This is a genomic window from Synergistaceae bacterium, from assembly GCA_017443945.1.
Lineage (GTDB): Bacteria > Synergistota > Synergistia > Synergistales > Aminobacteriaceae > JAFUXM01.
Map to the genome: position 1 here is coordinate 1 of JAFSXS010000060.1, position 24,318 is coordinate 24,318.

The 24,318-nt window shown below is 44.4% G+C and carries 33 protein-coding genes; 29 read left to right on the plus strand and 4 right to left on the minus strand.

Annotated features, from left to right (window positions below; genetic code table 11):
- The 4 genes from IJT21_06250 to IJT21_06265 all read right to left on the minus strand — a co-directional run.
- Positions 1–4,542 (minus strand): hypothetical protein (locus IJT21_06250; GenBank protein MBQ7577845.1); only part of this gene is annotated, 4,542 nt, incomplete at its 3' end.
- A 194-nt stretch (positions 4,543–4,736) separates the two neighbouring features.
- Positions 4,737–6,059: a transposase gene (locus tag IJT21_06255; GenBank protein ID MBQ7577846.1), complete on the minus strand. Its 1,323-nt coding sequence runs from the start codon at positions 6,057–6,059 to the stop codon at positions 4,737–4,739.
- Positions 6,060–6,507: 448 nt separating this feature from the next.
- Positions 6,508–6,807, minus strand: a complete 300-nt coding sequence (locus IJT21_06260) for a type II toxin-antitoxin system HicB family antitoxin (protein ID MBQ7577847.1) — start codon at positions 6,805–6,807, stop codon at positions 6,508–6,510.
- A gap of 14 nt (positions 6,808–6,821) precedes the next feature.
- On the minus strand, positions 6,822–7,007 hold the full coding sequence (locus IJT21_06265) for a type II toxin-antitoxin system HicA family toxin (GenBank protein ID MBQ7577848.1): 186 nt from the start codon (positions 7,005–7,007) through the stop codon (positions 6,822–6,824).
- A gap of 224 nt (positions 7,008–7,231) precedes the next feature.
- Between IJT21_06265 and IJT21_06270 the strand changes: the two genes are divergently transcribed.
- The 29 genes from IJT21_06270 to secY all read left to right on the plus strand — a co-directional run bounded on the left by IJT21_06270 (position 7,232) and on the right by secY (position 24,317).
- A complete protein-coding gene (locus IJT21_06270) occupies positions 7,232–7,606 on the plus strand; it encodes a cupin domain-containing protein (protein ID MBQ7577849.1) in 375 nt (124 codons plus the stop codon).
- A gap of 16 nt (positions 7,607–7,622) precedes the next feature.
- A complete protein-coding gene (locus tag IJT21_06275) occupies positions 7,623–7,847 on the plus strand; it encodes a DUF1902 domain-containing protein (GenBank protein MBQ7577850.1) in 225 nt (74 codons plus the stop codon).
- A 161-nt stretch (positions 7,848–8,008) separates the two neighbouring features.
- Positions 8,009–9,658 carry a TRAP transporter substrate-binding protein DctP gene (gene dctP / locus IJT21_06280; GenBank protein MBQ7577851.1) on the plus strand — a complete coding sequence of 550 codons (1,650 nt, stop codon included), beginning with the start codon at positions 8,009–8,011 and terminating at the stop codon, positions 9,656–9,658.
- 158 nt (positions 9,659–9,816) lie between these two features.
- The gene (locus IJT21_06285; GenBank protein MBQ7577852.1) at positions 9,817–10,194 is read left to right on the plus strand and encodes a 30S ribosomal protein S12; all 378 of its coding nucleotides are present in this window, start codon (positions 9,817–9,819) and stop codon (positions 10,192–10,194) included.
- A 14-nt stretch (positions 10,195–10,208) separates the two neighbouring features.
- Positions 10,209–10,679 carry a 30S ribosomal protein S7 gene (gene rpsG, locus IJT21_06290; GenBank protein ID MBQ7577853.1) on the plus strand — a complete coding sequence of 157 codons (471 nt, stop codon included), beginning with the start codon at positions 10,209–10,211 and terminating at the stop codon, positions 10,677–10,679.
- On the plus strand, positions 10,666–12,759 hold the full coding sequence (gene fusA / locus IJT21_06295) for an elongation factor G (GenBank protein ID MBQ7577854.1): 2,094 nt from the start codon (positions 10,666–10,668) through the stop codon (positions 12,757–12,759). The genes rpsG and fusA overlap by 14 nt, the downstream gene beginning before the upstream one ends.
- A 24-nt stretch (positions 12,760–12,783) precedes the next feature.
- Positions 12,784–13,986, plus strand: a complete 1,203-nt coding sequence (tuf, locus tag IJT21_06300) for an elongation factor Tu (GenBank protein MBQ7577855.1) — start codon at positions 12,784–12,786, stop codon at positions 13,984–13,986.
- A gap of 6 nt (positions 13,987–13,992) precedes the next feature.
- Positions 13,993–14,298 carry a 30S ribosomal protein S10 gene (rpsJ, locus tag IJT21_06305; protein ID MBQ7577856.1) on the plus strand — a complete coding sequence of 102 codons (306 nt, stop codon included), beginning with the start codon at positions 13,993–13,995 and terminating at the stop codon, positions 14,296–14,298.
- A gap of 21 nt (positions 14,299–14,319) precedes the next feature.
- Positions 14,320–14,946 carry a 50S ribosomal protein L3 gene (gene rplC / locus IJT21_06310; protein MBQ7577857.1) on the plus strand — a complete coding sequence of 209 codons (627 nt, stop codon included), beginning with the start codon at positions 14,320–14,322 and terminating at the stop codon, positions 14,944–14,946.
- Between the two features lie 15 nt (positions 14,947–14,961).
- Entirely contained in the window at positions 14,962–15,588 is a 627-nt protein-coding gene (gene rplD / locus IJT21_06315; GenBank protein MBQ7577858.1) for a 50S ribosomal protein L4, read from the plus strand.
- Positions 15,585–15,881 (plus strand): 50S ribosomal protein L23, encoded by a 297-nt coding sequence (gene rplW, locus IJT21_06320; protein ID MBQ7577859.1) that lies wholly within the window; start codon positions 15,585–15,587, stop codon positions 15,879–15,881. Before rplD ends, rplW begins: the two co-directional genes overlap by 4 nt.
- Positions 15,882–15,900: 19 nt before the next feature.
- Positions 15,901–16,728, plus strand: a complete 828-nt coding sequence (rplB, locus tag IJT21_06325) for a 50S ribosomal protein L2 (protein MBQ7577860.1) — start codon at positions 15,901–15,903, stop codon at positions 16,726–16,728.
- Between the two features lie 16 nt (positions 16,729–16,744).
- The gene (rpsS, locus tag IJT21_06330) at positions 16,745–17,014 is read left to right on the plus strand and encodes a 30S ribosomal protein S19 (protein MBQ7577861.1); all 270 of its coding nucleotides are present in this window, start codon (positions 16,745–16,747) and stop codon (positions 17,012–17,014) included.
- An 18-nt stretch (positions 17,015–17,032) separates the two neighbouring features.
- Complete coding sequence (gene rplV / locus IJT21_06335; protein MBQ7577862.1) at positions 17,033–17,380, plus strand: 50S ribosomal protein L22; 348 nt, start codon at positions 17,033–17,035, stop codon at positions 17,378–17,380.
- A gap of 15 nt (positions 17,381–17,395) precedes the next feature.
- The gene (gene rpsC, locus IJT21_06340; protein MBQ7577863.1) at positions 17,396–18,079 is read left to right on the plus strand and encodes a 30S ribosomal protein S3; all 684 of its coding nucleotides are present in this window, start codon (positions 17,396–17,398) and stop codon (positions 18,077–18,079) included.
- Between the two features lie 3 nt (positions 18,080–18,082).
- Entirely contained in the window at positions 18,083–18,499 is a 417-nt protein-coding gene (gene rplP, locus IJT21_06345) for a 50S ribosomal protein L16 (GenBank protein MBQ7577864.1), read from the plus strand.
- 4 nt (positions 18,500–18,503) lie between these two features.
- Positions 18,504–18,731, plus strand: a complete 228-nt coding sequence (gene rpmC / locus IJT21_06350) for a 50S ribosomal protein L29 (GenBank protein MBQ7577865.1) — start codon at positions 18,504–18,506, stop codon at positions 18,729–18,731.
- Positions 18,724–19,017: a 30S ribosomal protein S17 gene (gene rpsQ, locus IJT21_06355; GenBank protein ID MBQ7577866.1), complete on the plus strand. Its 294-nt coding sequence runs from the start codon at positions 18,724–18,726 to the stop codon at positions 19,015–19,017. The genes rpmC and rpsQ overlap by 8 nt, the downstream gene beginning before the upstream one ends.
- 2 nt (positions 19,018–19,019) lie before the next feature.
- Positions 19,020–19,388 (plus strand): 50S ribosomal protein L14, encoded by a 369-nt coding sequence (rplN, locus tag IJT21_06360; protein ID MBQ7577867.1) that lies wholly within the window; start codon positions 19,020–19,022, stop codon positions 19,386–19,388.
- A gap of 11 nt (positions 19,389–19,399) precedes the next feature.
- Positions 19,400–19,729: a 50S ribosomal protein L24 gene (rplX, locus tag IJT21_06365; GenBank protein ID MBQ7577868.1), complete on the plus strand. Its 330-nt coding sequence runs from the start codon at positions 19,400–19,402 to the stop codon at positions 19,727–19,729.
- Between the two features lie 3 nt (positions 19,730–19,732).
- The gene (gene rplE, locus IJT21_06370; protein ID MBQ7577869.1) at positions 19,733–20,293 is read left to right on the plus strand and encodes a 50S ribosomal protein L5; all 561 of its coding nucleotides are present in this window, start codon (positions 19,733–19,735) and stop codon (positions 20,291–20,293) included.
- 2 nt (positions 20,294–20,295) lie between these two features.
- On the plus strand, positions 20,296–20,481 hold the full coding sequence (locus tag IJT21_06375; protein ID MBQ7577870.1) for a type Z 30S ribosomal protein S14: 186 nt from the start codon (positions 20,296–20,298) through the stop codon (positions 20,479–20,481).
- Between the two features lie 22 nt (positions 20,482–20,503).
- Complete coding sequence (rpsH, locus tag IJT21_06380) at positions 20,504–20,908, plus strand: 30S ribosomal protein S8 (protein ID MBQ7577871.1); 405 nt, start codon at positions 20,504–20,506, stop codon at positions 20,906–20,908.
- A 16-nt stretch (positions 20,909–20,924) separates the two neighbouring features.
- Positions 20,925–21,464 carry a 50S ribosomal protein L6 gene (gene rplF / locus IJT21_06385; GenBank protein ID MBQ7577872.1) on the plus strand — a complete coding sequence of 180 codons (540 nt, stop codon included), beginning with the start codon at positions 20,925–20,927 and terminating at the stop codon, positions 21,462–21,464.
- 3 nt (positions 21,465–21,467) lie between these two features.
- Entirely contained in the window at positions 21,468–21,833 is a 366-nt protein-coding gene (locus IJT21_06390; protein ID MBQ7577873.1) for a 50S ribosomal protein L18, read from the plus strand.
- Positions 21,833–22,378, plus strand: a complete 546-nt coding sequence (rpsE, locus tag IJT21_06395; protein ID MBQ7577874.1) for a 30S ribosomal protein S5 — start codon at positions 21,833–21,835, stop codon at positions 22,376–22,378. Before IJT21_06390 ends, rpsE begins: the two co-directional genes overlap by 1 nt.
- Positions 22,379–22,386: 8 nt before the next feature.
- The gene (rpmD, locus tag IJT21_06400) at positions 22,387–22,569 is read left to right on the plus strand and encodes a 50S ribosomal protein L30 (GenBank protein ID MBQ7577875.1); all 183 of its coding nucleotides are present in this window, start codon (positions 22,387–22,389) and stop codon (positions 22,567–22,569) included.
- A gap of 2 nt (positions 22,570–22,571) precedes the next feature.
- The gene (gene rplO, locus IJT21_06405) at positions 22,572–23,015 is read left to right on the plus strand and encodes a 50S ribosomal protein L15 (protein ID MBQ7577876.1); all 444 of its coding nucleotides are present in this window, start codon (positions 22,572–22,574) and stop codon (positions 23,013–23,015) included.
- Positions 23,016–24,317: a preprotein translocase subunit SecY gene (gene secY, locus IJT21_06410; protein MBQ7577877.1), complete on the plus strand. Its 1,302-nt coding sequence runs from the start codon at positions 23,016–23,018 to the stop codon at positions 24,315–24,317.
- The last annotated feature ends 1 nt before the right edge of the window (position 24,318 follow it).

Genomic DNA, 24,318 nt, shown 5'->3' on the forward strand with positions numbered 1-24,318 from the left:
ACTGGGCTGTGCAGGTGCCTGCGGGAATGCAAGCCACTTTAACTCTGCTCCGGCCGGTGCTGCTGCGAATAAATCGACTTCGAGTCCGTACTGTCCGTCAGCTGTTGCAGAAATTTCCGGAAGAATTGCAGCAATCATGTAACCTTCTGACTCGATTAATGCTCTCTGCTCGGCTGTGAGTGTTGATTCTGCTCTTTCTGCGCCGATTGATAGTTCGCCTTCACCGAGTGCGACTTTATCCTCTACAAGCTCGTCCATTGTCTCGGATGTTTCTCTGACCTCGGACTCTTCAGCTGTTGTTACGTCCTCAGTGCTTGTTGTTGCTGCGCCGCTGTTGCCGCTTACACTTATTGTAATCGGTACATCAAACGAGCCAATTACAGTGTTGCTGCTGTTCTGAGCTGTAACTTTCACTGTTCCAGTTGCACCGCGATAAGCTCCGTCTTTGGAGAGAACAGCACCATTTTTCAGTGTTACTCGCAATGTAGCCTTATTGACGTCGTCTGCGTCCTTCGTGATCTTAGCTTGAAGATTTGAGGCCGTAATCGCTGTCGTTAAACCGCTGTCAAGTTTCGGGGTCTGAACTTTCCATGTAACTTTTGAGTCGCCCGTTGCTGCGCTTGCCGTTGTAAGTGCAACATTAACATCAACAGATACAGCTTTCTTCAGCTTAAATTTGTCCTTTGACGTGGGCAGATCGCTTACAGAGAGACTCGCTGCTGCAGTTGTATCAATTTCAGGAGCAACGTCCTTGATGATTATCTTAATTGCGCCGGTTGCTGTCTGACCGAAGTTATCAACTTTGAATTTTACGCTGGTTCCCTTCGTGGCCTTACCGCCGGTTGAAGCCATTGCAATATTCGCAGGAGTCTTATTTGTTGAACTTGCTGGTGTAAGGGTCAAACCTGTAAATTTATCCGAGTAGTCGCTAAGTGCCCCTTCTGTTCCGTCAGCTTTAAGCACTGTCCATGTTACATCACTGCTCACTGCGCCGGTTACATCAATCGGGAACGAGTCAGCACTGTTGACCGTAAATGTAAGAGTCTTCGTCGCGATCTTCGGTTTTCCGCCGGTTATCTGAATGAAAACATGTCCCGAACCGATTCCAGCTGCGTTGCCGACTTTGACTTCAATATCAAGCGATGAGGCACTATTATCTGTAGCTTTCGTGATATTGTTCTTGCTTATGTTGCTGTTGCTGACAAATGCGCCCTTAGTCTTGTCGAACGAAATTCCGTAATCACTGCCGAGTTTAGCTTTGTCCAATGTTGCGCCGTTAGTGATCTTAATGTCTCCGAGATCCCATGATAACGGCTTTGTTCCGCTTGCAGTAAGGTTGAACTTTATCGTCTTGCCCTGCTGATATACCTTTTGAGGCGGATTCGTTATTGCCGGAGCTGCCTGCGCTATGAGCTTAACTGTAACTTTCGCGCTCTTGCCAGTTCCATTAGATTTGGCCGTCAATGCAACTGTTGTAGTCTTTGCGTCTCCGTTTGCGTCTAATGTCTTGATCGTTACTGTTGTTCCGGAAATATCAACACTTACGCTGTTAGTTACATTTTTAAGTCCGCTTGTTATATCAACGTTAGTGTCGCCGCTGAGTGTGAATGTCGCTAGAGTCGCCGCCGCCGCATCAGCCTTGTAGAGAATCTGAATATCTTTCGAGGCCGCCGGTATAGCTGCACCATTATAGAGCCATTCAGGAGCCGCCGCGTCAATCGTGAGTCTCAATGTCTTGACAACTGCTCTGCCTACACCGTTATCAATCGATACAACGATCGGGAGATTCTTTGCTGCATTTCCACCGCTGGTGTGAACGAGATTGATTCCTGACGTGCCGTTTGCTGTGGCTTCGAGATTGAAGGAATTTGCTGCCATAGCTGAGACCGAACCGTTTGAAGATGTCGATTCTGCCAATGTACCAGAACCAAGAACGATATTATCTGTTACATCTGCACCGAACTTCACCGCGTCCGCCTGCTTAATGTAGACCAGATAGCTTATCGGAAGAGTTCCGGAGAAATTAATTGCTTGGCTGTCTGCTGTTGTGGTTGTAATGCTCTTAAGGGTGCTTGTAGCAATTTTCGGAGCCGTCGCAGTTATCTTCAGCGTTACATCCTTGCTGGCCGTATTAAATTCATTGAAAACATCATTTTTGCCCGCAATGTGAACAATAACAGTTCCAACAGGTTTGTTATTTACTGTAGGAAGAGCCGTAAATGTTCCGCTAAATTCGCCTTTTGTTGCGTCAAAGGTCAATTCAGAAATTGTTACAGTATTTCCAGCCTCGTCCTTATATGTAGGTGTATCCCATTCTGAAATGTTTGTACCCTTAAGCGTTGCTTTGAATGCTGTACCTACTTTTGCGGTGCCGAGATTGCTCGTTGTGATCTTCGGTGCGTCGTAAACTGCAACTGCGTCCGATGACCAAACACCACTCTTGCCCGTCGCAGCGTTACTTGCTGTAATCGTTACGGTCTTGTCAGCAAATGCACTGCTGAATTTTCCTGATAATTCACCCGTTTTAGCGTCAAGTTTGATTCCGCCGGGTAAATTCTGCGCTTTCCATGTTACTGGGCCGTTTGTCGCTGTGAGGGTTACTGCTGTGAAGTCGTCGCCCTTCTTATGACTCGTTGCAAATGTAGTGTCAGTGAAACTTATAACAGGTGCCGGCGCGTCAATATTGAACGTCATATTAATTGAGTCATTTCCTGCACCGTTAAGAGCCTTGATTGTTACGCGTTTGTTCTTGGCTGCTTCCGTCGGTGTTCCTGAAATTTTAAGCGTGCCTGCTGTTGTGTCATCGCTCGCTAAACCTGCCGGGAGTCCGCTGACATCCCATGAAATTTTGCCGGGACCGGTCGCTTCAATTGTGATAGCTTCTATTGCATTCTCGGTGTCGCCCTCAACTTTCATGTTATTGTAGCTGGCTTTGTCCTCGATTGTAGGCTTGACTGCTACAAACTTAATCGGAAGAGTTATTACTGCATCATTATCAAATGCTTCACTCTCAAGCGTAAATTCTACTTCGCCGGTTACTTCTTTGTTTGAGCCGAAATCTACATCACCAACATTATCCTCGTTGAGGTCCGCTTCAATTGTAATTTTCGGGTTGCCGGTGTTGACGTTTTCTTCGACTTCGAACGTGAGAATATTCTTATCAGTTACATCTGTGCCGTTGATCTTTAATGCAATATCGCTCTTATCGACGGTTACAGGTACATCCTTTGTGCCGTTCTTGGTCGTAATATTAAATGTTACTGGTTTGCCGTAAGTTACATCATTGAGCTTAGTTGCAGACAAATCCGGAGAGTCAAGCACAACGAGTGTAAATGTCTTAGTAACGCTTGCTACTTTGTTGGAAGCCTGCATAACGATATTATGAGTGCCAGCTACAGGAGTCTTGCCGCTCTTACGCGTGAATTTACCTGATATTGCGCCATAGTCAGTGGGTGTTGTTGCAGTAGCGTTTGTTTCACTTGAGTCCTCTACCCATTCAAGCCACGACGGAAATTTTCCTGACTGAGGAGCAAATTTAAGTTTGGTTGTCGTTGCTTCCGATGTGCTGAACGTAATAGCTTCGAAATCGTTTTTGTCAGACTCGACTGTGAACGCAACAAAATTACTATCTTCTGCTTTGGCCGCCGCTGTAAGGTCTGTTGTGTCGGGACTTACGATTTTAGGTGCAGCAGCATTGACAACGAGCTTGTACGCCTGCTTTACGGGTACGCCGTTATTTTTATCGGTTACGCGGTCATTGGACACACAAATCGTGAACGATTGCCCGGATGTGCTGGTAACGTCAAGCAATTGATCAGCTTTAAGAATAAGATCTCCGCTGTCATTGTTGCTGATTGTGAAACCGAGTGTCTCAAGTGCTGTCTTCTGCGTTTCGTCGTTGAAGTAAATGTTCTGATATTCTTCATTGTCGTCGATATTGCCGCTTGCCTGAATTGTTACTTCATAGGGCTGGCCGTGTGTTCCTGCTGTAACTTTGCTTGCTGCTGTTGTAAATTTCGGAACTGCTGTCTGCTTCTTGGCCTTGACTGTGATTGTAAACTCTTTAAATATATTAGTATTAGCAGAGTGCCAAAGCTTAAATTTATATGTACCTTTGCTTGACGGTTTTCCCGAAACAGTAACAGTTGCCATATAATTTTTCTTGGTAGAGTCATCTTTTTTCAAAATTTGTGTCGTCGAAACAGTTGCCTTCATTGCGCCATTAATCGTGTATGAAGTTTGTTTTGCATCGACAACATCTTTTTTTGCTTCATCTGATCCGCCTATGTAATATGTCCATGGACTAGCTGACAGCGCTCCCCAATATACATCGGTGCCACTACTGGCATACACAAAATATAAAGTTTTACTGTATGTTGAGTCCGCATATCCGACTTCAGAACCAAATCCCGTAGCATTATTATACGCTGCACCTGTCTGCGCATCAGGGTCGAAAATTATAAAATCAGCAGCCCACGCACTAGCCGAACACGCCAGCAAGAATCCCAGCACAAGCACAAGAGAAAATATGCGTTTCTTCATGTATAATTAACCTCCTTGTAATAAAAATTTTCCGTATTCCGAACAGATATAAATCTATTCCTTTACCGTTTACGCGTTGAATAATTAAAATTTGGTGAACCGAGCACAGAGGGTTGAAGGAAATCCCACAGGGTCATAACTGAATGTGTGATAAAACTCTGTGCCCATGTTCATATTAAAATTTGTTACCCGAATCATTTGGCCTGACTAACTCCCTTCAGGCGTTGCACCCCTTGCACACTAACAGGCGGAGGGATGGCGGATTCTCGCAAAGCACGGAGAAAAATTCCCCTTGCACCGTTGTAATCACGGTCTAATGTGATATTGCCGTCTCTGATAAATTTCCCCGGAGACTTTATTTCGCCGTTCCATGAACAAGTTTGCGAGGTCCAGTCCTCATTTTGCGCGATAATTTTTCGTCCGTACTGTTCGGCCTTAGCTCTGATAAAATCTTGAAATTCTGAGTGTGCCCGTGTGAGCATTTCTCTCATCGTGCGCGAGTAAAATTTTTCGGTCATGTCTGCGTTAAATTCCGGCAGTGCAATAACGTCAAAATTTTTAACGATAAATAATGCTGCTTTGCGGGTTAATTCTTCAGTGAGATTCATGATTCGCCAGTAAAGCCGGTTATATGCCTTCTTCATTTTTGCGCGCTGTCTGTGATTCGCAAGATTCATCCTATTATATAAGTCATCAAGATAAACGCAGAGGCTGCAAATTTTCGAGAAAGCATTACGGCCGATTTTGCCGCACGAGTCAAGACTGTAGAACGTCATGAAATTTCTAATGCCCGGATCAAGAGAGACCGCGCGCCCTTGCTTATCGGACGCAATAGAAATTTTTACGGGAACGCAGATAAACCATCGTCCGGCCTCATAAGTGAGTCTGCAATCGCCTTCAGGAACGGGAATATTTTCCGCATGAGTCATTTTCCCAAGAAAGTGCGAATAAATGCCGCGTTTGCCCACTGATGATTTAGGAATGTAGAGAGTCTGTCTTGCGTCTCGTCTGGCTCTGAAATTTGCGCTGTTATTGTTTGCTGAAGTCTGCTTGTAGCTTATGCATGCGTCTCTTACAGCAACAGATTTAATTTGATAGGGGACATTCTGCGCCCAGTCGGGTAAATCTTTTAGCAGCCAGCGTTTAATCTCCAGCCAGTCCGGATTATTGCCGCGCGTGAGAAATTCAAGTGTCCGGTTAAAGACGTAACGTGCAGTGCCAAGCCATTGATTCAAAATATCCTGCTGCTTTGAGTCGGGATAAATGCGAATCTTTCGTGAGCGTAAGACCTCGTGAGGCTCTGACTCTTTTGCGTTGTAATATGCGCTGTAAGGTAGGCTGTGAAACTCTGACTCGAACCATGAATTATTAATTGCAGACAACGAGTCTAAATTTTCAGATTCATAATTGAGTGAGTCTAACGTCCTGACGCTAGGCAGCCACAAAAACGGCGATAGAGTCATGCATGTTTCGTCCCAATATCCGCGAGTGTGTGAGAGTGCATTAAATTTTTTCATGCGCAGACACCTCCGAACATAATCGGGCGTGAAATTTTCTCAGGGCAATAAATGAAAGGATGAGCGTTAAATTTTTTTGTTCTCTGCCGAAATTGTAAGCACAGTAATAGCCTCTGCTGCTCTGCTGCTCTGCTGCTCTGCTGCTCTGCTGCTCTGCTGCTCTGCTCAAATTTTGTAAGTATAGCACATTTCGGCATAATTTTCACCCGCTTTCTAAAGTATTTTTGCAAGTTTCGGAGATAAATTTTTTGTTGCTGTAACACTTTGTTAAATCCTCCTTGACTTGTCGTAATTAATCTCGGTGCTTTGAGAGTGAGTCTTTAGCGTTTACGAGATTTATAAAATTTTATCATAAATATTTTTGGCCGATATAGTTAATTTGCGGGACTCCTGGGCGGGGGGTGCGGGGGGGCGATAGGGGCCCCGCATACTGAATCACAAAATTTTTTTACGCTGCAATGTGCTTTGACTTCAATTCGTCGCGTACAGGAGGCATGAATATATCAATTAGTGCGAGAGTCTCATAATCTTCAAGTTCTATATCATGAAGTAGTGAAGGTTCCGGGATAATATCTCCGTCGCGTTCCATTGAGAATAAATGCAGTCCGAGAGATTCGCGTGCTTGTGTGAATGCGTCAGAGTCGTTATTGCCTTGTGAAGTGCAGCCGGGGAGGTCAGGGAAAGCGACTCCGACTTGTTCAGGTACATCATAGCCGAAAATTGCGGGAAAAATATAATAATCTTTCATGTAAATTTACCTCCTTAAAATTTTATGCCTGATTGTTTCTCGATACTCTTAATTATTGTGCGTGATAAAGTTTTTACGGGATGACGAACTGTAACTTTTCCCGATATAAATGCGTGTTTGAAATGCCAATGATCGCCCCTAATGCTGTCTAAATACCAGCCGTTAGCCTCTAAAATTTTTATAAATTCCCGTGATGAAATAACTTTTCATGCAAATAATTTTATCATGATTCAGTGTATAAAAATTTTCGTGAAGTTTTTGTGCTGATAAAAAATTTTTTTGCTGTGTGAGTCTTTGCGCTTTAATGAACGCTATAACATTTTTGTAGTTGTAAATGTAGTTGTAAAATTTATTTCTTGACTCGTGAAAAGTTTTATAGTTGCATTATATAATAATCTCAAAATTTTTGCAGGAGGAATAAATTATGATTCGCGACGTTACATCAACAGAAGTAAAAAATTTGCGGGGCGGACGTGGAGTCGTTTATGTTCATCACATTTTAACGCCTGAAGAACTTTACGGGCATGGGAGAATGTATGCGCGCATAGTATTGCCTGCGGGAAGTTCGGTCGGGTGGCACCAGCATATTCACGACACAGAGCCTTATTATATATTGAAGGGTGAAGCAGATTTCTACGAGGGAGACTCGGAAAACGGCGAGCGCAAAAAATTTCACGTCAAGGCCGGGCAGGTTTGCTTAATAAATGTCGGTCAATGGCATTCACTGGAGAATAACTCTGACTCGGACTTGGAGTTTATGGCGTTGATTTATAATGAGCCGGGGTATTTGCTGAATTAGTAAGGAGGTAAATTTTATGAAGTGTACAGTAAAAATTTTATGGGATCCTGAAGCGGCCGTATGGATTACAAAAAGTGAAGAGCTGCCCGGACTTTTGCTTGAATCAGGTTCATACGACGCACTAATTGAACGCGTAAAACATGCGATTTCAGATTTCATTGACGTTGACGAAATTGACAAGATAGATTACTGCGATATAAATTTTGTAGGGTATCGTCTCGAAAGGGTGCTAGTAAGTTAGCGGCTGAATACGAGAAAAAATTACGAAAAATTTTAAGGCAGCACGATGTTATTTTCTAAGACAGGGAAAAGGAGAAATTTAACGATGAAAAAATATTACTTGCTATTATCGCTGCAATTTTATTTTATGTGTCTGCATTTGCGACAGAAAGTCCCTATAACGTGAAATCCGGAATTTATTACAGTCAGCAATGGGGAATTTACATCGCAAATATTATCGAGAAGGACGGCAAAATTATTAATGTCATAATTGACAGGCTAGCGAACGGTAAAAGCAGCAAAGAACTTCACAATAATTACGGCATAAAATCTGTAAGCACTTTCAATAAAGACTGGTGGGAACAGGTCGCCTATTATGAAAGCTGGATAGTTAAAAACGGCCTTGAATCCCTCAAGACAGACGAAAAGGGTCATGCGCTGAATCCTGATTTAATTTCCGGAGCAACTATTAGCGTGGCCGAATTATCTCAAGCCGTAAAAAATGCTACTGATGGAAAAATTGAAGACAGCAGCTACACTCTCAAGACCGGCACTTCTTATAATGATATATACGGGCTTTATGTAGCAAATGTTATATTCAAGGACGGCGAAATTATTAAAATCTTGCTGGACTTCATAACTAAAGACGGCCAAAGCAGCAAAGAAAAATACGACAATTACGGCATGAAAAATATTAGCTCAATTAATAAAGACTGGTGGGAGCAAGCAGCATACTTTGAAGACTGGATATTGAAAAACGGCGTTAACTCAGTGAAATATGACAGTCAGGGCAAAGCTCTTAACGTAGATTTAATTTCTGGTGCTACAATGTTAATTGATGATATGACGTTAGCTGTTATTGACGCATTGAAAGATTCTACAACATTGATATATTCAGACCATGAACCTTTAGGAAATATGCGAACAAAATTTTTGAAAGATGTATTTTTTACAGCTATAAACGAGCAATCACATGGTCGCATAAAAATTAATTCTCACTGGAACGGTGAAATAAGTATCAGCTATGACGCATTAAAAACTGTTAAAGACGGCTCAAAAGCTCAAATTGCAGTGATAGTGCCGGAATATTTTGCTAAAGAATTGCCGTTACACCAAATTTTTAAAAGTTTCCCCGTTGGCCCTACTGGTCAGGAGCAAGTAAAATTTTTCAGCAGCATTTATAAAGAAGTTCCCGAATTATTACAGGAAATCGAATCGCAGGGATTGCACGTTATTTTTGTTTCGACCGGTTATCCAGTTGCGTTTTTCAGCTCTAAGCTGATGAGTGATTTACAAGCTATCAAGGGTCAAAAATGGAGGAGCGCGAGTTTTTGGCACAAAGATTTTCTCACAAATGCCGGAGCAACGCCTATCACAATGCCGTGGGGTCAGGGAGTTTTTGACGCGCTTAATAACGGGACTCTTGACGGCCTAATGGTAAATATTGACAGCGGCTACGACATTAACGCTCATAAGGCAGCACCGAATATTTTAACGTCGCAAAAATTGTGGCTCGGACATGAATATATAATCGCAATGAATAAATTTGCGTGGGAAAAACTTTCGGACTCAGATAAACGCGCAATCGAGAAGGCCGCAGAAATTTCGTATTCAAAGCTCGGTGAAGTAATGAATAATTCTTATTGTCGCCAACTTGAAATTTTGAGAGATTCCGGAGCCAATGTCCAAATATTGACCGATCAAGAAATTAAATTCTGGGAAGATACTACAAACTTTGAGGTTATCCAAGATAAATGGCTTAGTGAGCAGGCTGTAAAATCTGCTGACGTTCTCAATAAAATTAGGCGTTACATAAAAAATTTTATAAAATGAGCAGGATAAAATAATTTTGTGCATATTTATTTTAAGCGCACATCCCGTAAAATTTGACATAAAGCGCGTTAATTTGCTAATATTAGCAAGCTGTAATCCCAGCAAATTTTAACGTGAAGGGAGGAAAGTGCAAAAGGATAACACTTTTGCATTGATCAGTGCCAACAATTAATCAGTTAGTCCGACTTGGACGCGAAGAGAAGAAGAGCAAGAGCAATTCTCCGGCATTGCAGGGAAATCCGGCGCGGCGCGGTGTGTGTACAAGAGTTTACACAATTACGCCCAAGAAGCCGAACTCAGCATTAAGGAAGGTTGCGCGTGTAAGATTAACGAATGGAATCGAAGTTACGTCATATATTCCGGGAATCGGCCATAATTTACAGGAACACTCTGTAGTTCTTGTGCGTGGAGGCCGTGTAAAAGATTTGCCCGGTGTTCGTTATCATATTATAAGAGGGACTCTTGACTGCGGTGGAGTCGAAAACCGCAAGAGAAGCCGCTCAAAATATGGCGCACGTCGTCCTAAAGCTAACTAGGAGGATTTATAACTATGCCGAGAAAAGGACATATTAAGAAGAGACCGCCTGAGCCAGATATTAGATTCAACAATCCTGCTGCATCGAGATTTATTAGTGCTCTCATGATGGGCGGAAAACGCAGTCTCGCTGAAAAAATTTTTTACGGCGCATTAGAACAGGCTGCGGAGAAATTGGGCGTTGAACCCTTTGAAGTATTCGAGAAGGCTATGGCAAATGTAACACCCCAAATCGAAGTCAGACCCAGAAGAGTCGGCGGTGCTACATATCAGGTGCCTGTCGAAGTTACACCCGAGCGCGGAGTCCAGCTTTCTATAAGATGGATCGTCATGTACGCAAGAGCAAAAAAGGGTATGCCCATGAGTGAAAGATTAATGCGTGAATTAATGGACGCTTACAAAAACGAAGGTGCTTCAATCAAACGCCGTGAAGACACACACAGAATGGCCGAAGCAAATAGAGCGTTCGCACATTACCGCTGGTAGGGAGTTATATTATTTGGACATCAGCAAAGTTAGAAATATAGGAATCGCAGCACACATCGACGCAGGAAAAACTACGACGAGCGAGCGTATACTATATTACACAGGAAGTAATTACAAAGTCGGCGAAGTTCACGAAGGCACAGCCACTATGGACTGGATGGAGCAGGAGCGCGAAAGAGGTATCACAATTACGTCAGCTGCTACAACATGCGCGTGGAAGGGTCATACTATTAATTTAATTGATACGCCAGGCCACGTGGATTTTACAGTTGAAGTTGAGAGGTCTATGCGCGTTCTTGATGGGGCTGTTGCAGTGTTCTGCGCGGTAGGAGGAGTCGAGCCTCAGTCTGAAACAGTGTGGAGACAGGCAGATAAATATCACGTTCCTAGAGTCGCATTCGTAAATAAAATGGACAGAATCGGAGCAGATTTTAACGCCGTTGTCAAAGCCATGCACGAAAGACTCGGAGCAAACGCAATCCCCCTTCAATTACCGATAGGAGCAGAAGACGATTTCGCCGGAGTAGTAGATTTAATCGAACAGAAAGCATTTTATTTTTCGGGCGTTCTCGGTCAGGCACCGGCAGAAGGAACTATCCCGCCCGAACTCGCGATGACAGCCAAACAGGGCAGAGAAAATATAATTGAAGCGTTATCAGATTTCAACGACGATATTATGACTCTCTATCTTGAAGGCAAGCCGGTAAGCTCGGAATTAATCCGCAAGACTTTACGCGAGGCAGTAATAAATCTTAAGGCCGTTCCCGTTTTGTGCGGGTCAGCGTTCAAGAATAAATGTGTTGAGCCTTTACTCGATGCAATTGTTGAATACTTGCCAAGCCCTATAGATTTACCGCCCGTGCAGGGAATTAACCCGGCTAACCGTGATGAAATTATCGAGAGACACAGCGAAGTTGACGAGCCTTTTACGGCATTAGCATTTAAAATCGCTGTAGATCCGTTCTTGGGAAAAATATTTTTCTTGAGAGTCTATTCCGGAAAACTTGACAAGGGCAGCACCGTTTTTAATCCTACGTCAGGCCAGAAAGAACGAATCGGGCGAATCATGAGAATGCATTCTAACAAGCGTGAAGATATTGACTCAATGGAAGCCGGAATGATTGTCGCTGTTCCCTCACTTAGAAGCACAAGAACGGGCGATACACTCTGCGACGAGTCAAATCAAATAGTGTTAGAGAGTCTCGAATTTCCTGAGCCTGTAATTTCTCTAGCCGTCGAGCCTGCAACACAGCAGGATAAAGTTAAACTCTCTAAGGGCTTGAACGCATTAGCAGACGAGGATCCGACATTCAGAGTCCATAACGACGAAGAGAGCGGACAAACTGTTATTTCAGGCATGGGAGAATTACATCTTGAAATTATTGTAGACAGACTCAAGCGCGAATTTGGAGTCGATGTAAAAGTCGGCAACCCGCAAGTTTCTTACAGGGAAGCAATCCGCAAGCCCGCACGTGCAGAAGGAAAATATATCAGGCAGTCAGGCGGACGCGGTCAATATGGTCATGTCGTGTTTGAAATTGAACCTCTTGAGGGCAGCAAATACGAATTTGAAGATAAAATTGTCGGCGGTGTTGTTCCTAAAGAATATATTGCAGCAGTCGAGAAAGGACTCGAAGAAGCTGTACAGTCCGGCGTTCTTGGAGGTTATCCCGTTATCGGCGTTAAAGTTACGCTTGTTGACGGAAGTTATCACGAGGTCGACAGCTCCGAAATGGCGTTCAAGATAGCTGCGTCAATGGGATTCAAAGAGGCCATGAAACGCGCTGATCCCGTTTTAATGGAGCCTGTTATGTCAGTAGAAGTTGTTACGCCTGAAGATTATTTGGGCGATGTTATCGGTGATTTGTCATCGAGGCGCGGACGTATTGACGGAATGGACGTAAGAGCCAACGCAAGAATCGTTAAAGCCTTTGTGCCATTGGTCGGCATGTTCGGTTATGCTACGGACTTGAGAAGCAAGACATCAGGGCGCGCAACATATTCGATGCAATTTGATCACTACGAGCAGACACCCGCAGAAGTAAGCGAAAAAATTTTGCAGGGTCATTCACATATTTAAATTTTATGAAGGAGTTGCTATATAATGGCAAAAGAAAAATTTGAACGCACCAAGCCTCACTTAAATATCGGAACGATCGGACATATCGATCACGGTAAGACGACTTTAACAGCAGCTATTACAAAATGTTTAGCTACAGAGAGTTTTGCAGAGTATACAGCATATGACATGATCGACAAGGCTCCGGAAGAGAGAGAGCGCGGAATTACAATCAACATTGCACACGTTGAGTATCAGACCGAGAAGAGACACTATGCACACATCGACTGCCCCGGCCACGCTGACTATATCAAGAACATGATTACCGGTGCTGCACAGATGGACGGCGCAATCTTAGTTGTTAGTGCTGCTGACGGCCCTATGCCTCAGACTCGTGAGCACGTTTTGTTAGCTCGTCAGGTTAACGTTCCTGCGCTTGTTGTCTTCATGAACAAGACAGACCAGGTTGACGACCCTGAATTACTTGACCTCGTTGAAATGGAAGTTCGCGAGCTTCTCAACAAATACGAGTTCCCCGGCGATGATATTCCTATTATTCGCGGTTCAGCTCTTGAAGTTCTCGAAAAGGGTACAGGCAAGAAAGACGATCCTATTTGCAAGCCCATTTATGATTTAATGGACGCATGCGATACTTTCATTCCTGATCCTGTCAGAGAGATTGATAAACCGTTCTTAATGCCGATTGAAGACGTATTTACGATTTCAGGACGCGGCACAGTTGTTACCGGACGTGTTGAGCGCGGAGTTATCAATGCAGGCGAGCCCGTTGAGATCGTCGGAGTCAAGAGAGACACAACAAAGACAGTTGCTACATCACTTGAAATGTTCAGAAAGATTATTGACAGCGCAGAAGCAGGCGACAACGTAGGCGTATTACTTCGCGGAATTGACAAAGCAGACGTTGAGCGCGGACAAGTTCTCGCAAAGCCCGGCACAGTTACTCCTCATACAAAGTTTAAGGGTGAAGTTTACGTCTTAAAGAAGGAAGAGGGCGGCCGTCATACACCGTTCTTCGCAGGTTATAAGCCTCAGTTCTATTTCAGAACAACGGACGTTACCGGAAATATTAAATTACCTGAAGGCGTAGAAATGGTCATGCCCGGCGATAACGCAACATTTGAAGTTGATTTAATCGTTCCTATCGCAATGGAGGAAGGTTTACGCTTTGCAGTTCGTGAAGGCGGTCATACAGTCGGCGCTGGTGTTGTTACACAGATTATCGAGTAAATTATCATGGCACGTAAAATCCGCATAAGATTAAAATCGTTTGATCATCGAGTGCTTGACGCGTCAGCAGCCCAGATCGCCGAGACAGCTCACTCAACGGGTGCAAGAGTCTCCGGGCCTATTCCTTTACCGACTGAAGTAGGCAGAATTACGATTTTGAAATCGCCTCACAAGGACAAGGACGCGCGCGAGCAGTTCGAAATGCGCACACATAAGCGTTTGATTGATATTATAGATCCGACGCAAAGGACTATGGATGCACTGATGCAGTTAAATTTAGCGTCAGGCGTAGACATACAGATAAAATTTTAGTTGTAAGGAGAATAATTAACTATGTCAATTGGGATTCTGGGGAAAAAACTCGGAATGACACAGATTTATGACTCAGAGGGACAGGCCGTAGCTGTTACGGTCGTCTCTGCCGGGCCGTGCTCTGTTGTTGCTCTGCGTACCCCTGAACAGAACGGTTATTCAGCTGTTCTTCTCGGCTTTGAGTCAGTAAAGGCTCATAAGCTGTCCAAACCGCAAAAAGTTATGTTCGAGAAATTGAAGCTCGAACCAAAGAAGACTCTTCGGGAATTCAGAGTCAATGACGTAAAGCCCTATGAGGTAGGCTCGGAGATCAAAGCAGATTTATTCACAGCAGGCGAGAAAATCAACGTAAAGGGTATCTCAAAGGGTAAAGGCTTCGCAGGAGTTATCAAGCGTCATCATATGGGCGGACAACAGTTTTCTCACGGTACGTCCGTTGAACATAGACACGGAGGCTCAAGCGGTGCAATTTCCTATCCCGGCCGCGTTTTTCCCGGCAAAAGAATGCCCGGCCACATGGGAAGCGACAAAGTTACAGTTAAGAATCTCACTGTAATGGCCGTTGATGTCGAGAATAATTTAATTCTGGTAAAAGGTGCAGTCCCAGGCGCAAAAAACAGCCTCATTGCCCTCTACAAGAAAGATTAAAGGGGGTAAAAGATTATGCCATTCGTAAAAGTTTACGAGTTTAACGGGGACAGAGCCGGAGAGATGGAATTATCCGACAAAGTTTTTAATACGCCCGTTCATATGGCTGCGATTCATCAAGTTGTAGTTGCCCATTTAGCAAATTGCAGACAAGGCACTCACAGCACAAAGACTCGCGGTGATGTATCAGGCGGCGGAAAAAAGCCATGGAGGCAGAAGCACACCGGACGCGCTCGTCAGGGTTCTACAAGATCGCCCATTTGGACACACGGCGGAGTAGCTCACGGCCCGCACCCTAGAGACTATCATCAGAAAGTGAACAAGAAAGTACGTCAGCTCGCAATAAGGAGCGTTTTATCTGATAAAGTACGCGAGGAATTAATGGCCGTCGTTAAAGGCTTTGACCAGATCGAGAAGCCCTCAACGAAAGCAGTTAAGGCATTATTTGACTCGCTTGGATTCGGCAAGACTCTTGTTATCTACAGCGGAAATGCTCTTAACGTAACGCGCTCAGTAAGAAATTTGCCCGGCGCAAAGTGCATTAACGTATCAAGCATCAACGTTTATGATATTCTGAACGCTAAAAACTTGATTCTCACGCCTGAAGTAGTCGCAAAAATTGAGGAGGTCTATTCAGCATGAATTTAACTGCTCACGATATTATTATCAGGCCGGTAATCACGGAAAAATCAAGCTCGTTAATGGGCTATGGCAAATATACTTTTGAGGTTCACAAGAACGCGAATAAAGTTCAGATTCGCAAGGCCGTTGAAGAAGTCTTTAAAGTTCAGGTCGCCGGAGTAAATACTATGAATGTGAAGGGTAAATTACGCCGTCGCGGAATGACAAAGGGTTATACACGCTCATGGAAAAAAGCGATCGTATCACTCAAGCCCGGCCAGAGTATAGAATTTTTCGAGGGTGCCTCGATTTAATTACAGGAGATTTTGAGACATGTCGATTAAACAATTTAAGCCGTATACGCCGGGTCGCCGTCAAATGACGATTCAAGGCCGCGAAGATATTACGGCAGACAAACCGGAACGCTCACTCGTTGTGCATTTACGCAAGCACGGAGGCCGCAACAACACCGGACGAATCACAATGCGTCATATCGGCGGCGGTCATCGCAGAGCATACCGGATTATAGATTTCAAGCGTGATAAATTAGGCATTCCCGGAAAAGTTGCGACCGTTGAATACGATCCCAACAGAAACGCAAGAATCGCCCTGATTAATTATGCTGACGGAGAAAAGCGTTATATCATTTTGCCCAAGGGACTTAATGTCGGCGACACGATTTATTCAGGCCCTGAGAGTGATATTACTCCCGGAAACGCCTTAAAGCTGAAGGATATTCCCGTCGGTACGTTTATTCACAATATCGAATTACAGCCCGGCGGAGGTGCTAAATTAGTACGTTCAGCAGGTACAAGCGCGCAGTTAATGTCCAAAGAAGGCAAATACGCTTATATCAGAATGCCCAGCAATGAATTACGATTAATTTTGCTTGAATGCATGGCTACAGTAGGTCAGGTAGGCAACGAAGATTATGACAATATTTCACTGGGTAAGGCCGGAAAAATGCGCTGGAAAGGTCGCAGGCCGGTTGTTCGCGGTATGGTAATGAACCCCGTAGATCACCCTATGGGCGGCGGTGAAGGCAAGAGTAAATCAAACAAGCACCCTGTATCGCCTTGGGGAACCCCTGCAAAGGGTTACAAGACACGCAAACGCAAGCCTTCTGATAAATTAATCGTCCGCGGGCGTTATGATAAGTAAAAGGAGCTGAAGATAAATGCGCTCAACAAAGAAGGGGCCTTTTGTCGAACAAAGGCTCTTAGACAGAATAGAAGCTATGAACGTTTCAGGCAATAAAAAAGTTGTTAAGACTTGGTCAAGACGTTCTACAGTGGTGCCTCAGATGATCGGCCATACAATCGCAGTTCATAACGGGAGAATGCATTTACCCGTCTATATAAGTGAGAATATGGTAGGGCACAAGCTCGGCGAGTTTGCACCAACGCGCAAATTTGGACATCACGCCGGACAGGACAAGAAGAAATAAGCGGGAGGAAAATTTTTCATGGCAGAAATGAAGACAGCCGAAGCAATGACGAAAAATGCAAGAATTTCCCCGTATAAAGTCCGTCAGGTGTTGGAGCTTATTCGCGGGAAAAGTGCAGAGGAGGCCGTTGTAATACTCAAATTCAGCGACAAGAGAGCAGCCGGCATTATCTTAAAAGTGTTAAACAGTGCAATGGCAAACGCTGAACATAATTACGGCATGGACTTAGACAAATTGTTTGTCTGTGAGGCTTATGCGAATCAAGGCCCTATGATGAAGCGTTTCAGACCCGTATCAATGGGACGCGCTCATCCCTATGTGCATAAAACATCGCATGTAGTCATCAAGCTCGGCGAGCGTAAGTAGGAGGAAATTTTGTAAATGGGACAGAAAGTTCACCCAATAGGCTATCGTCTCGGAGTATCAAGCGAATTTCAGTCGAGATGGTTCGCCGACAAGAAAAATTACGCAAAAAAATTACACGAAGATTTAAAGCTGCGTAAATATATAATGAAAAAATGGGAAGGCGCAGGAATTTCACGCATTGAAATTGAACGCGTCGGACCGGTCGTAAGATTTACGATTCATACAGCTAGACCCGGTGTCGTAATCGGCAAGGGCGGCAACGAGATTCAGAACATCAAGAACGAACTTCAGGCCATCACCGGCGGTAAAGTAATGGTCAACGTTCACGAGATCAAGAATCCCGACGTAGAAGCCCAGTTAGTAGCAGAAGGAATCGCAAGCTCACTCGAACGCCGCGTATCATTCAGACGTGCAATGAAGCAGGCAATTTTCAGAGCAACTAAAGCCGGAGTCAAGGGCATTAAAGCTCAGGTTGCAGGACGTTTAGGCGGTGCAGAAATCGCTCGTACAGAATGGTACAACGAGGGACAATTGCCGCTTTCAACAATTAGAGCAGATATTGATTACGGATTTGCAGAAGCTGTTACTATGTATGGCGTAATCGGCTGCAAAGTCTGGATTTACAGAGACAGACAAAACGAGAAGGCACAAGCTCCGGCACGTCCGGCGCGAAACAGGCCGGCTAACAAGGGGGCATAAATCATGTTAATGCCTAGCCGCGTAAAATTTCGTAAGTCCCATAGATCTCCGTTGAGGGGAATTTCTAAGGGCGGCACAAAAGTAGATTTCGGCGATTACGGCATTCAGGCTCTCGAAAATGTTTGGCTCTCAGCTAGACAAATCGAAGCAGCTCGTGTCGCTATATCACGTAAAATGAAGAAGGGCGGCAAAATCTGGATCCGCGTTTTCCCTGACAGACCCTACACGAAGAAGCCTTTGGAAACTCGTATGGGTAAAGGAAAAGGAGCACCGGAATACTGGGTAGCCGCAGTTAAGAGAGGCCGCGTACTGTTCGAGTTTTCCGGAATCACAGAAGATGTCGCACAGCAAGCCTTCAGGACAGCAAGCCACAAACTGCCCGTAAAGGTTCGCATGGTACGCAGTGGAGGGAGTGACTAGCCTGATGGACGCAAGCGTAAAGCCGGAGAAATTAAGAGAGCTTACACTCGAAGAAATTTCCGGGAAAATCAAAGAGTACAAGACAGAATTATTTAATCTGCGTTTCCAGAATGCCGTCGGGCACTTGAAGAATACAAGCCGAATCCGTGAGGTCAGGAAGACTATAGCAAGACTCCTGACAATCGCATCAGAGAAAAACGCAGCAGAAAGGGGAGCGGCAGAAAATGCCTAGTAAAGTTCGCACGGGTATAGTCGTGAGCAACAAAATGGACAAAACTATAGTCGTCCGAGTTGAACGCATGGCCGAGCACCCGTTATATGGCAAAAGAATTAAACGCGCAAAAAAATATGTAGCTCATGACGCAGAAAATAAATGCGGGATGGGTGATGAAGTCCGTATCAGAGAGACTAGACCATTAAGCAAAACAAAACGCTGGGAATTAGTCGAGATAATGAGACAGGCACCCGTTTTCGGTTCTGATGCCGAAGTAATTGCAGAAGGAGTTCAGGAGGATTAATCATGATTCAATTAACTACAGTTCTGAACGTTGCTGATAATTCCGGCGCAAGAAAATTATTCTGCATTCAGGTAATGGGCGGCAGTAAAAGACGTTACGGCACAATCGGCGATGTTATTGTAGCGTCCGTACGTGAAGCAATACCGAACAGCAATATCCCTAAGGGCAGCGTTGTTAAAGCTGTTATCGTGCGCACAAAGAAGGAAATCAGACGCAAAGATGGGACCTATGTTCGATTTGATGACAATGCAGCAGTATTAATCGACGCTAACGGCGAGCCGAGGGGAACTCGTATATTTGGGCCGGTCGGTCGTGAGCTTAGAGCGAAGAAATACATGCGAATTTTGTCGCTTGCTCCTGAAGTCGTATAGGAGAATTTATCATGACAGTAAGATTAAAGAAAAATGACCGGGTTAAAGTTATCTCCGGCAAAGATAAAGGCAAAGAAGGCAAGATTATCCGCAGAATCCCTGAGCGTGATTTAATTGTCGTCGAGGGCGTTAACATGGTCTCTCGCCACGTCAGAGCAACGCAGACTAATCCTCAAAGCGGCATGATCAAGCAGGAAGCTCCTATTTATGCGAGTAAAGCAATGCTTGTCTGCCCCCAGTGCGGAAAAGCTACAAGAGTCGGCACTAGTTTTCTTGAGAGCGGAAAAAAAGTCCGTGTCTGCAAGAAGTGCGGCGAAATAATCGACAGGGGAGGGCTTTAATCTATGGCAATCACACCTAGAATGCTTGAGAAATATAAGAATGATGTTGCCCCGGCTTTACTCCGTGAATTTGGCTATAAAAACGTTATGCAGCTGCCCAAAATTGAGAAAATCGTCGTAAATATCGGTGTCGGCGATGCAAAGCTCGATATTAAATTTATGGACGCAGCAATAAATGAATTACGCGCAATCACCGGCCAGGCTCCGTTGTTAAAGCGCGCGAAAAAGTCAATTGCAGGCTTCAAGGTTCGTCAAAATATGCCCGTTGCCTGTGCAGTTACTTTGAGGGGCGCAAAAATGTGGGAGTTCTTGGACAGGTTAGTATCTCTTGCACTTCCTGCGATTAAAGATTTTCAGGGTATAACGCGCAAAGGTTTTGACGGACGCGGAAATTATAATCTCGGTCTGAGAGAACAGTTAATTTTCCCTGAAATAAGCTATGATAAAGTTATTCGCTCAAGAGGTATGAATATCTCAATTGTAACAAGCGCGAAAACGGACGAGGAAGCATTTGCACTGTTAAAGGGCTTAGGACTTCCATTCAGGACAGGCAGGGAGGCTTAATAATGGCACGTAAGGCACTCAAGAATAAAGCAATGCAGACGCCGAAATTCAGCACAAGAAAATATAATCGCTGTCCTTTATGCGGCAGGATTCACGGTTATATCAGAATGTTTGATATGTGCAGATGCTGCTTTAGAAAAATGGCGCGTGAGGGAGTATTCCCCGGCGTTGTTAAATCAAGCTGGTAATCGGAAGGGGTTAAATTTAAATATGTACGTTAATGACCCTGTTGCAGATATGCTCACAAGAATAAGAAATGCTAATATGATCTATGCAGAAAGCGTTGACATTCCTTCGAGCAAAATGAAATTAGCCCTTGCAAGGATTCTCAAAGATGAGGGCTATATACGCAATTTTAGAATGATAACGGATCCTGCAAAACCATACGCGGAAATCAGGATTTATTTATCATACGGCAACGGCAAAGAGAGAGTCATTCAGGGACTTAGACGCATAAGCAAACCGGGACGCAGAATCTATGTAGGACGCGACAAATTACCCGTTGTTATGGGCGGTCTAGGGCTTGCAATTCTCTCTACGTCAAAAGGTTTGAAGACAGGCTTAGAAGCAAATAAACTCGGTCTCGGCGGAGAAGTTCTCTGCTATGTCTGGTAAGAGGAGGAATTTATAAATGTCTCGTATCGGACGCAAAGCAGTAGAAATCGCAAAAGGCGCAAGCGTTGATCTCAAGGGAAATGATATTATCGTCAAAGGCCCTAAAGGTGAATTACACGCTAAATTAATGCCCGGAATTAGTCTCGAAATCGACGGCGGACTCGTTAAAGTAAACCGAGCAGATGACGAGAAACAGACTCGCGCATGGCACGGAATGACAAGAGCTTTAATCGCAAACATGATTACGGGCGTTACAACAGGATTCTCGAAGACTCTTGAAATCGTCGGCGTAGGCTGGAGAGCAGCTTTACAGGGCAAAAAATTAGTCCTGAATCTCGGCTACTCTCACCCGATAGAATTTAACCCGCCCGAAGGTATTGAAATTGTTGTAGAGAACCCGATTAAATTTCACGTTCGCGGCATTGATAAAGAATTAGTCGGACAAACTTGTGCGCTAATAAAAGAGTTCAGGCCGCCTGAGCCTTATCACGGAAAGGGTATCAAATTCGAGAATGAATACATTATCCGCAAGGCCGGAAAGACTGGAGCAAAATAAAACATGAAGAAGAGAAGCAGAAACGATATGCGCGTAATAAGACATGAGAGATTACGCAAGACTCTTTCAGGCACAGCAGAGAAGCCCCGGCTTTGTGTGTTCAGGAGCTTGAAGAATATTTATGTACAAGTCATTGACGATGACAAAGGCCACACACTTGTGAGTGCGTCAACTCTTGAGAAGGCATTACAACCGGAACTCAAGGGAGGCTGCAACATAGCGGCTGCAAAAGTTATCGGCAAGACCATAGCAGAACGTGCAAAGGCGAAGGGCATTACTTCTGTTGTATTTGACAGGGGAGGCCATGCCTATCACGGAAAGATTCAGGCTGTAGCAGACTCAGCCCGTGAAGGAGGCTTAATATTCTAATGCCCAGAAAAAATGAATTAGAATCAATCGAACTTCAAGAACGCGTTGTAGCGATTAATCGTGTCAGCAAAGTCGTTAAAGGCGGTAAGAGATTCAGATTTGCTGTTCTCGTTGTTGTCGGTGATGGCTCAAGTCAGGTCGGCACAGGAATCGGAAAAGCAAAGGAAATCGCCGAGGCCGTTCGCAAAGGAATCGAGAAAGCTAAGAAAAATTTAGTAACAGTCAAACACGACGGAGACACAATCCCGCACCCTGTAGTAGGTGAGTTCGGAGCAGCTAGAGTCTTGCTCAAGCCATCACCCGCAGGAACAGGAGTCATCGCAGGCGGAGTCGTTCGTGCAATTATGGAGCTTGGCGGAGTCAAGGACGTTGTTACAAAAGTTACCGGCAGAACCTCAAACGCTATCAATGTAGCACATGCAACACTTGAGGCGATCAAGATAACCCGCACAGAAGACGAAATTATGAAGTTGCGCGGGCTTGCAGGTGAAGTCGAAGCAGAAGAAACAGCAGCTCCGGATGAAGCCGCAGTTATCGGGGAGTAGTGAACATCATGGCCAAAATTAAAGCAAAATGGATCAAGAGCGCAATTAGTTTCCCCGAAAGACAGAAACGCACAATTAAAGCATTGGGATTCAGAAAATTAAATTCTGAAGTCGAACACGAGGACACACCTCAAATTCGCGGAATGCTTGAACACGTGCGGCACCTAGTTAAATGGGAGGTGCAAGAATAATGATTACGTTAAATGATCTGCACCCGGCAAAGGGCAGCACTCATAAATCAAAACGTTTAGGACAGGGAATCGGAAGCGGACACGGTAAAACTTCCGGCAAAGGCAACAAGGGCGACAAATCAAGAACGGGCGGCGGTGTCAGACCCGGTTTTGAAGGCGGTCAAATGCCGTTGACTCGTAGAACTCCTAAGCGCGGATTTAATAATTACAGATTCGCAAAAGTTTTCCAGATTGTGAATCTTGATGTACTCGAGAAAAAATTTGATTCAGGTGCAGAAATAGATTTTGAAGTTCTCTACAAAGCTAGAATCGTCAAGAAAAAATTACCCGTTAAGATTCTCGCAAATGGTGAGCTTACAAAGTCATTCAAGATAAAGGCCGCTGCATTCAGTGAAGGTGCTGCAAAGAAAATCGAGGCAGCCGGCGGTTCTCATGAGGTAGCGTAAATGTTCGGGTCGCTTGGAGATATTTTCAGGTTACCCGACCTGAAGCGCAGAATATTTTTTACGCTGGGGATATTATTTATTTTCCGTCTGGGAGCTTATATCCCCAGTCCCGGCGTTGATCGTGCTGCAATGGCGAGTTTATTTAACACCGGCGGCGGAGTTATGGATTTCTTGAATTTATTTTCGGGCGGTGCTCTTTCCCGTTTTGGTATATTCTCGCTGGGTGTTGCGCCTTATATTAATTCAAGTATCGTCATGCAGTTATTAGTGGTAATTTTCCCGACTCTTGAGAAATTGCAGAAGGACTCAACCGACGGACACAAGAAAATTACTCAATGGACTCGTTACGGGGCTGTATTATTTGCTCTCGTTCAGGCAATAGGCATGACGGCATGGCTTAGAGGTCTTGGCATTATGCAGGGCGGCGCGTTTGAATGGGTCTTAGTCGTCGTAACTCTTGTAGCTGGGTCAATGGCTGTTATGTGGCTCGGCGAAGAATTAACAGATCACGGAATCGGCAACGGCATATCATTATTAATTTTTGCTGGTATTGTCGCGCGAATCCCTGAAGCGATTTTGCAGACTTGGAGCATGGTACGTTTAGGCTCATTAAGTGTAATTGCGCTGTTAATCGGCCTTGTTTTAATGGTCATCGTAGTTGCAGGCTGTATTTTATTGCAGGAAGGCCAGCGCAGACTCCCGGTTCAGTACGCAAAAAGAGTCGTCGGCAATAAAATTTATGGCGGTCAGAGTACATTTATCCCGTTGAAGGTGAATCAATCAGGAGTTATCCCGATAATTTTTGCGAGCTCATTATTAATTTTCCCGTACACAATTGCAAATTATTTCAGTGATACAACGGCCGGAAGATTCATCAGCGGTTTATTTGCCCCGAACAGCGTATTTTATATTTTGTGCTACGTTGCATTGATTATATTTTTCTCGTATTTCTACACAGCTGTAGTCTTTAACCCTACTGATATAGCAAATAATATGAAGAAATACGGCGGTTTTATTCTGGGAATCAGACCCGGCAGCCCTACATCAGATTATATTACACGCGTGATGGAAAGAATCACGCTCGGCGGTGCAGTTTTTCTCGCGATTATTGCATTGATTCCAAACGTTATGTCAAGCGTATTGAATATTAACAGCTTCTATTTCGGAGGAACAGCAGTATTAATCGTCGTAGGCGTTGCAATGGATACGATTAATCAGATCGAGGCTCAATTACTTATGCGGCATTATGACGGGATTCTCAAGAAATCCGGCGGCGGCCGTAAAGGTCTTCTAAGGGGTTAAT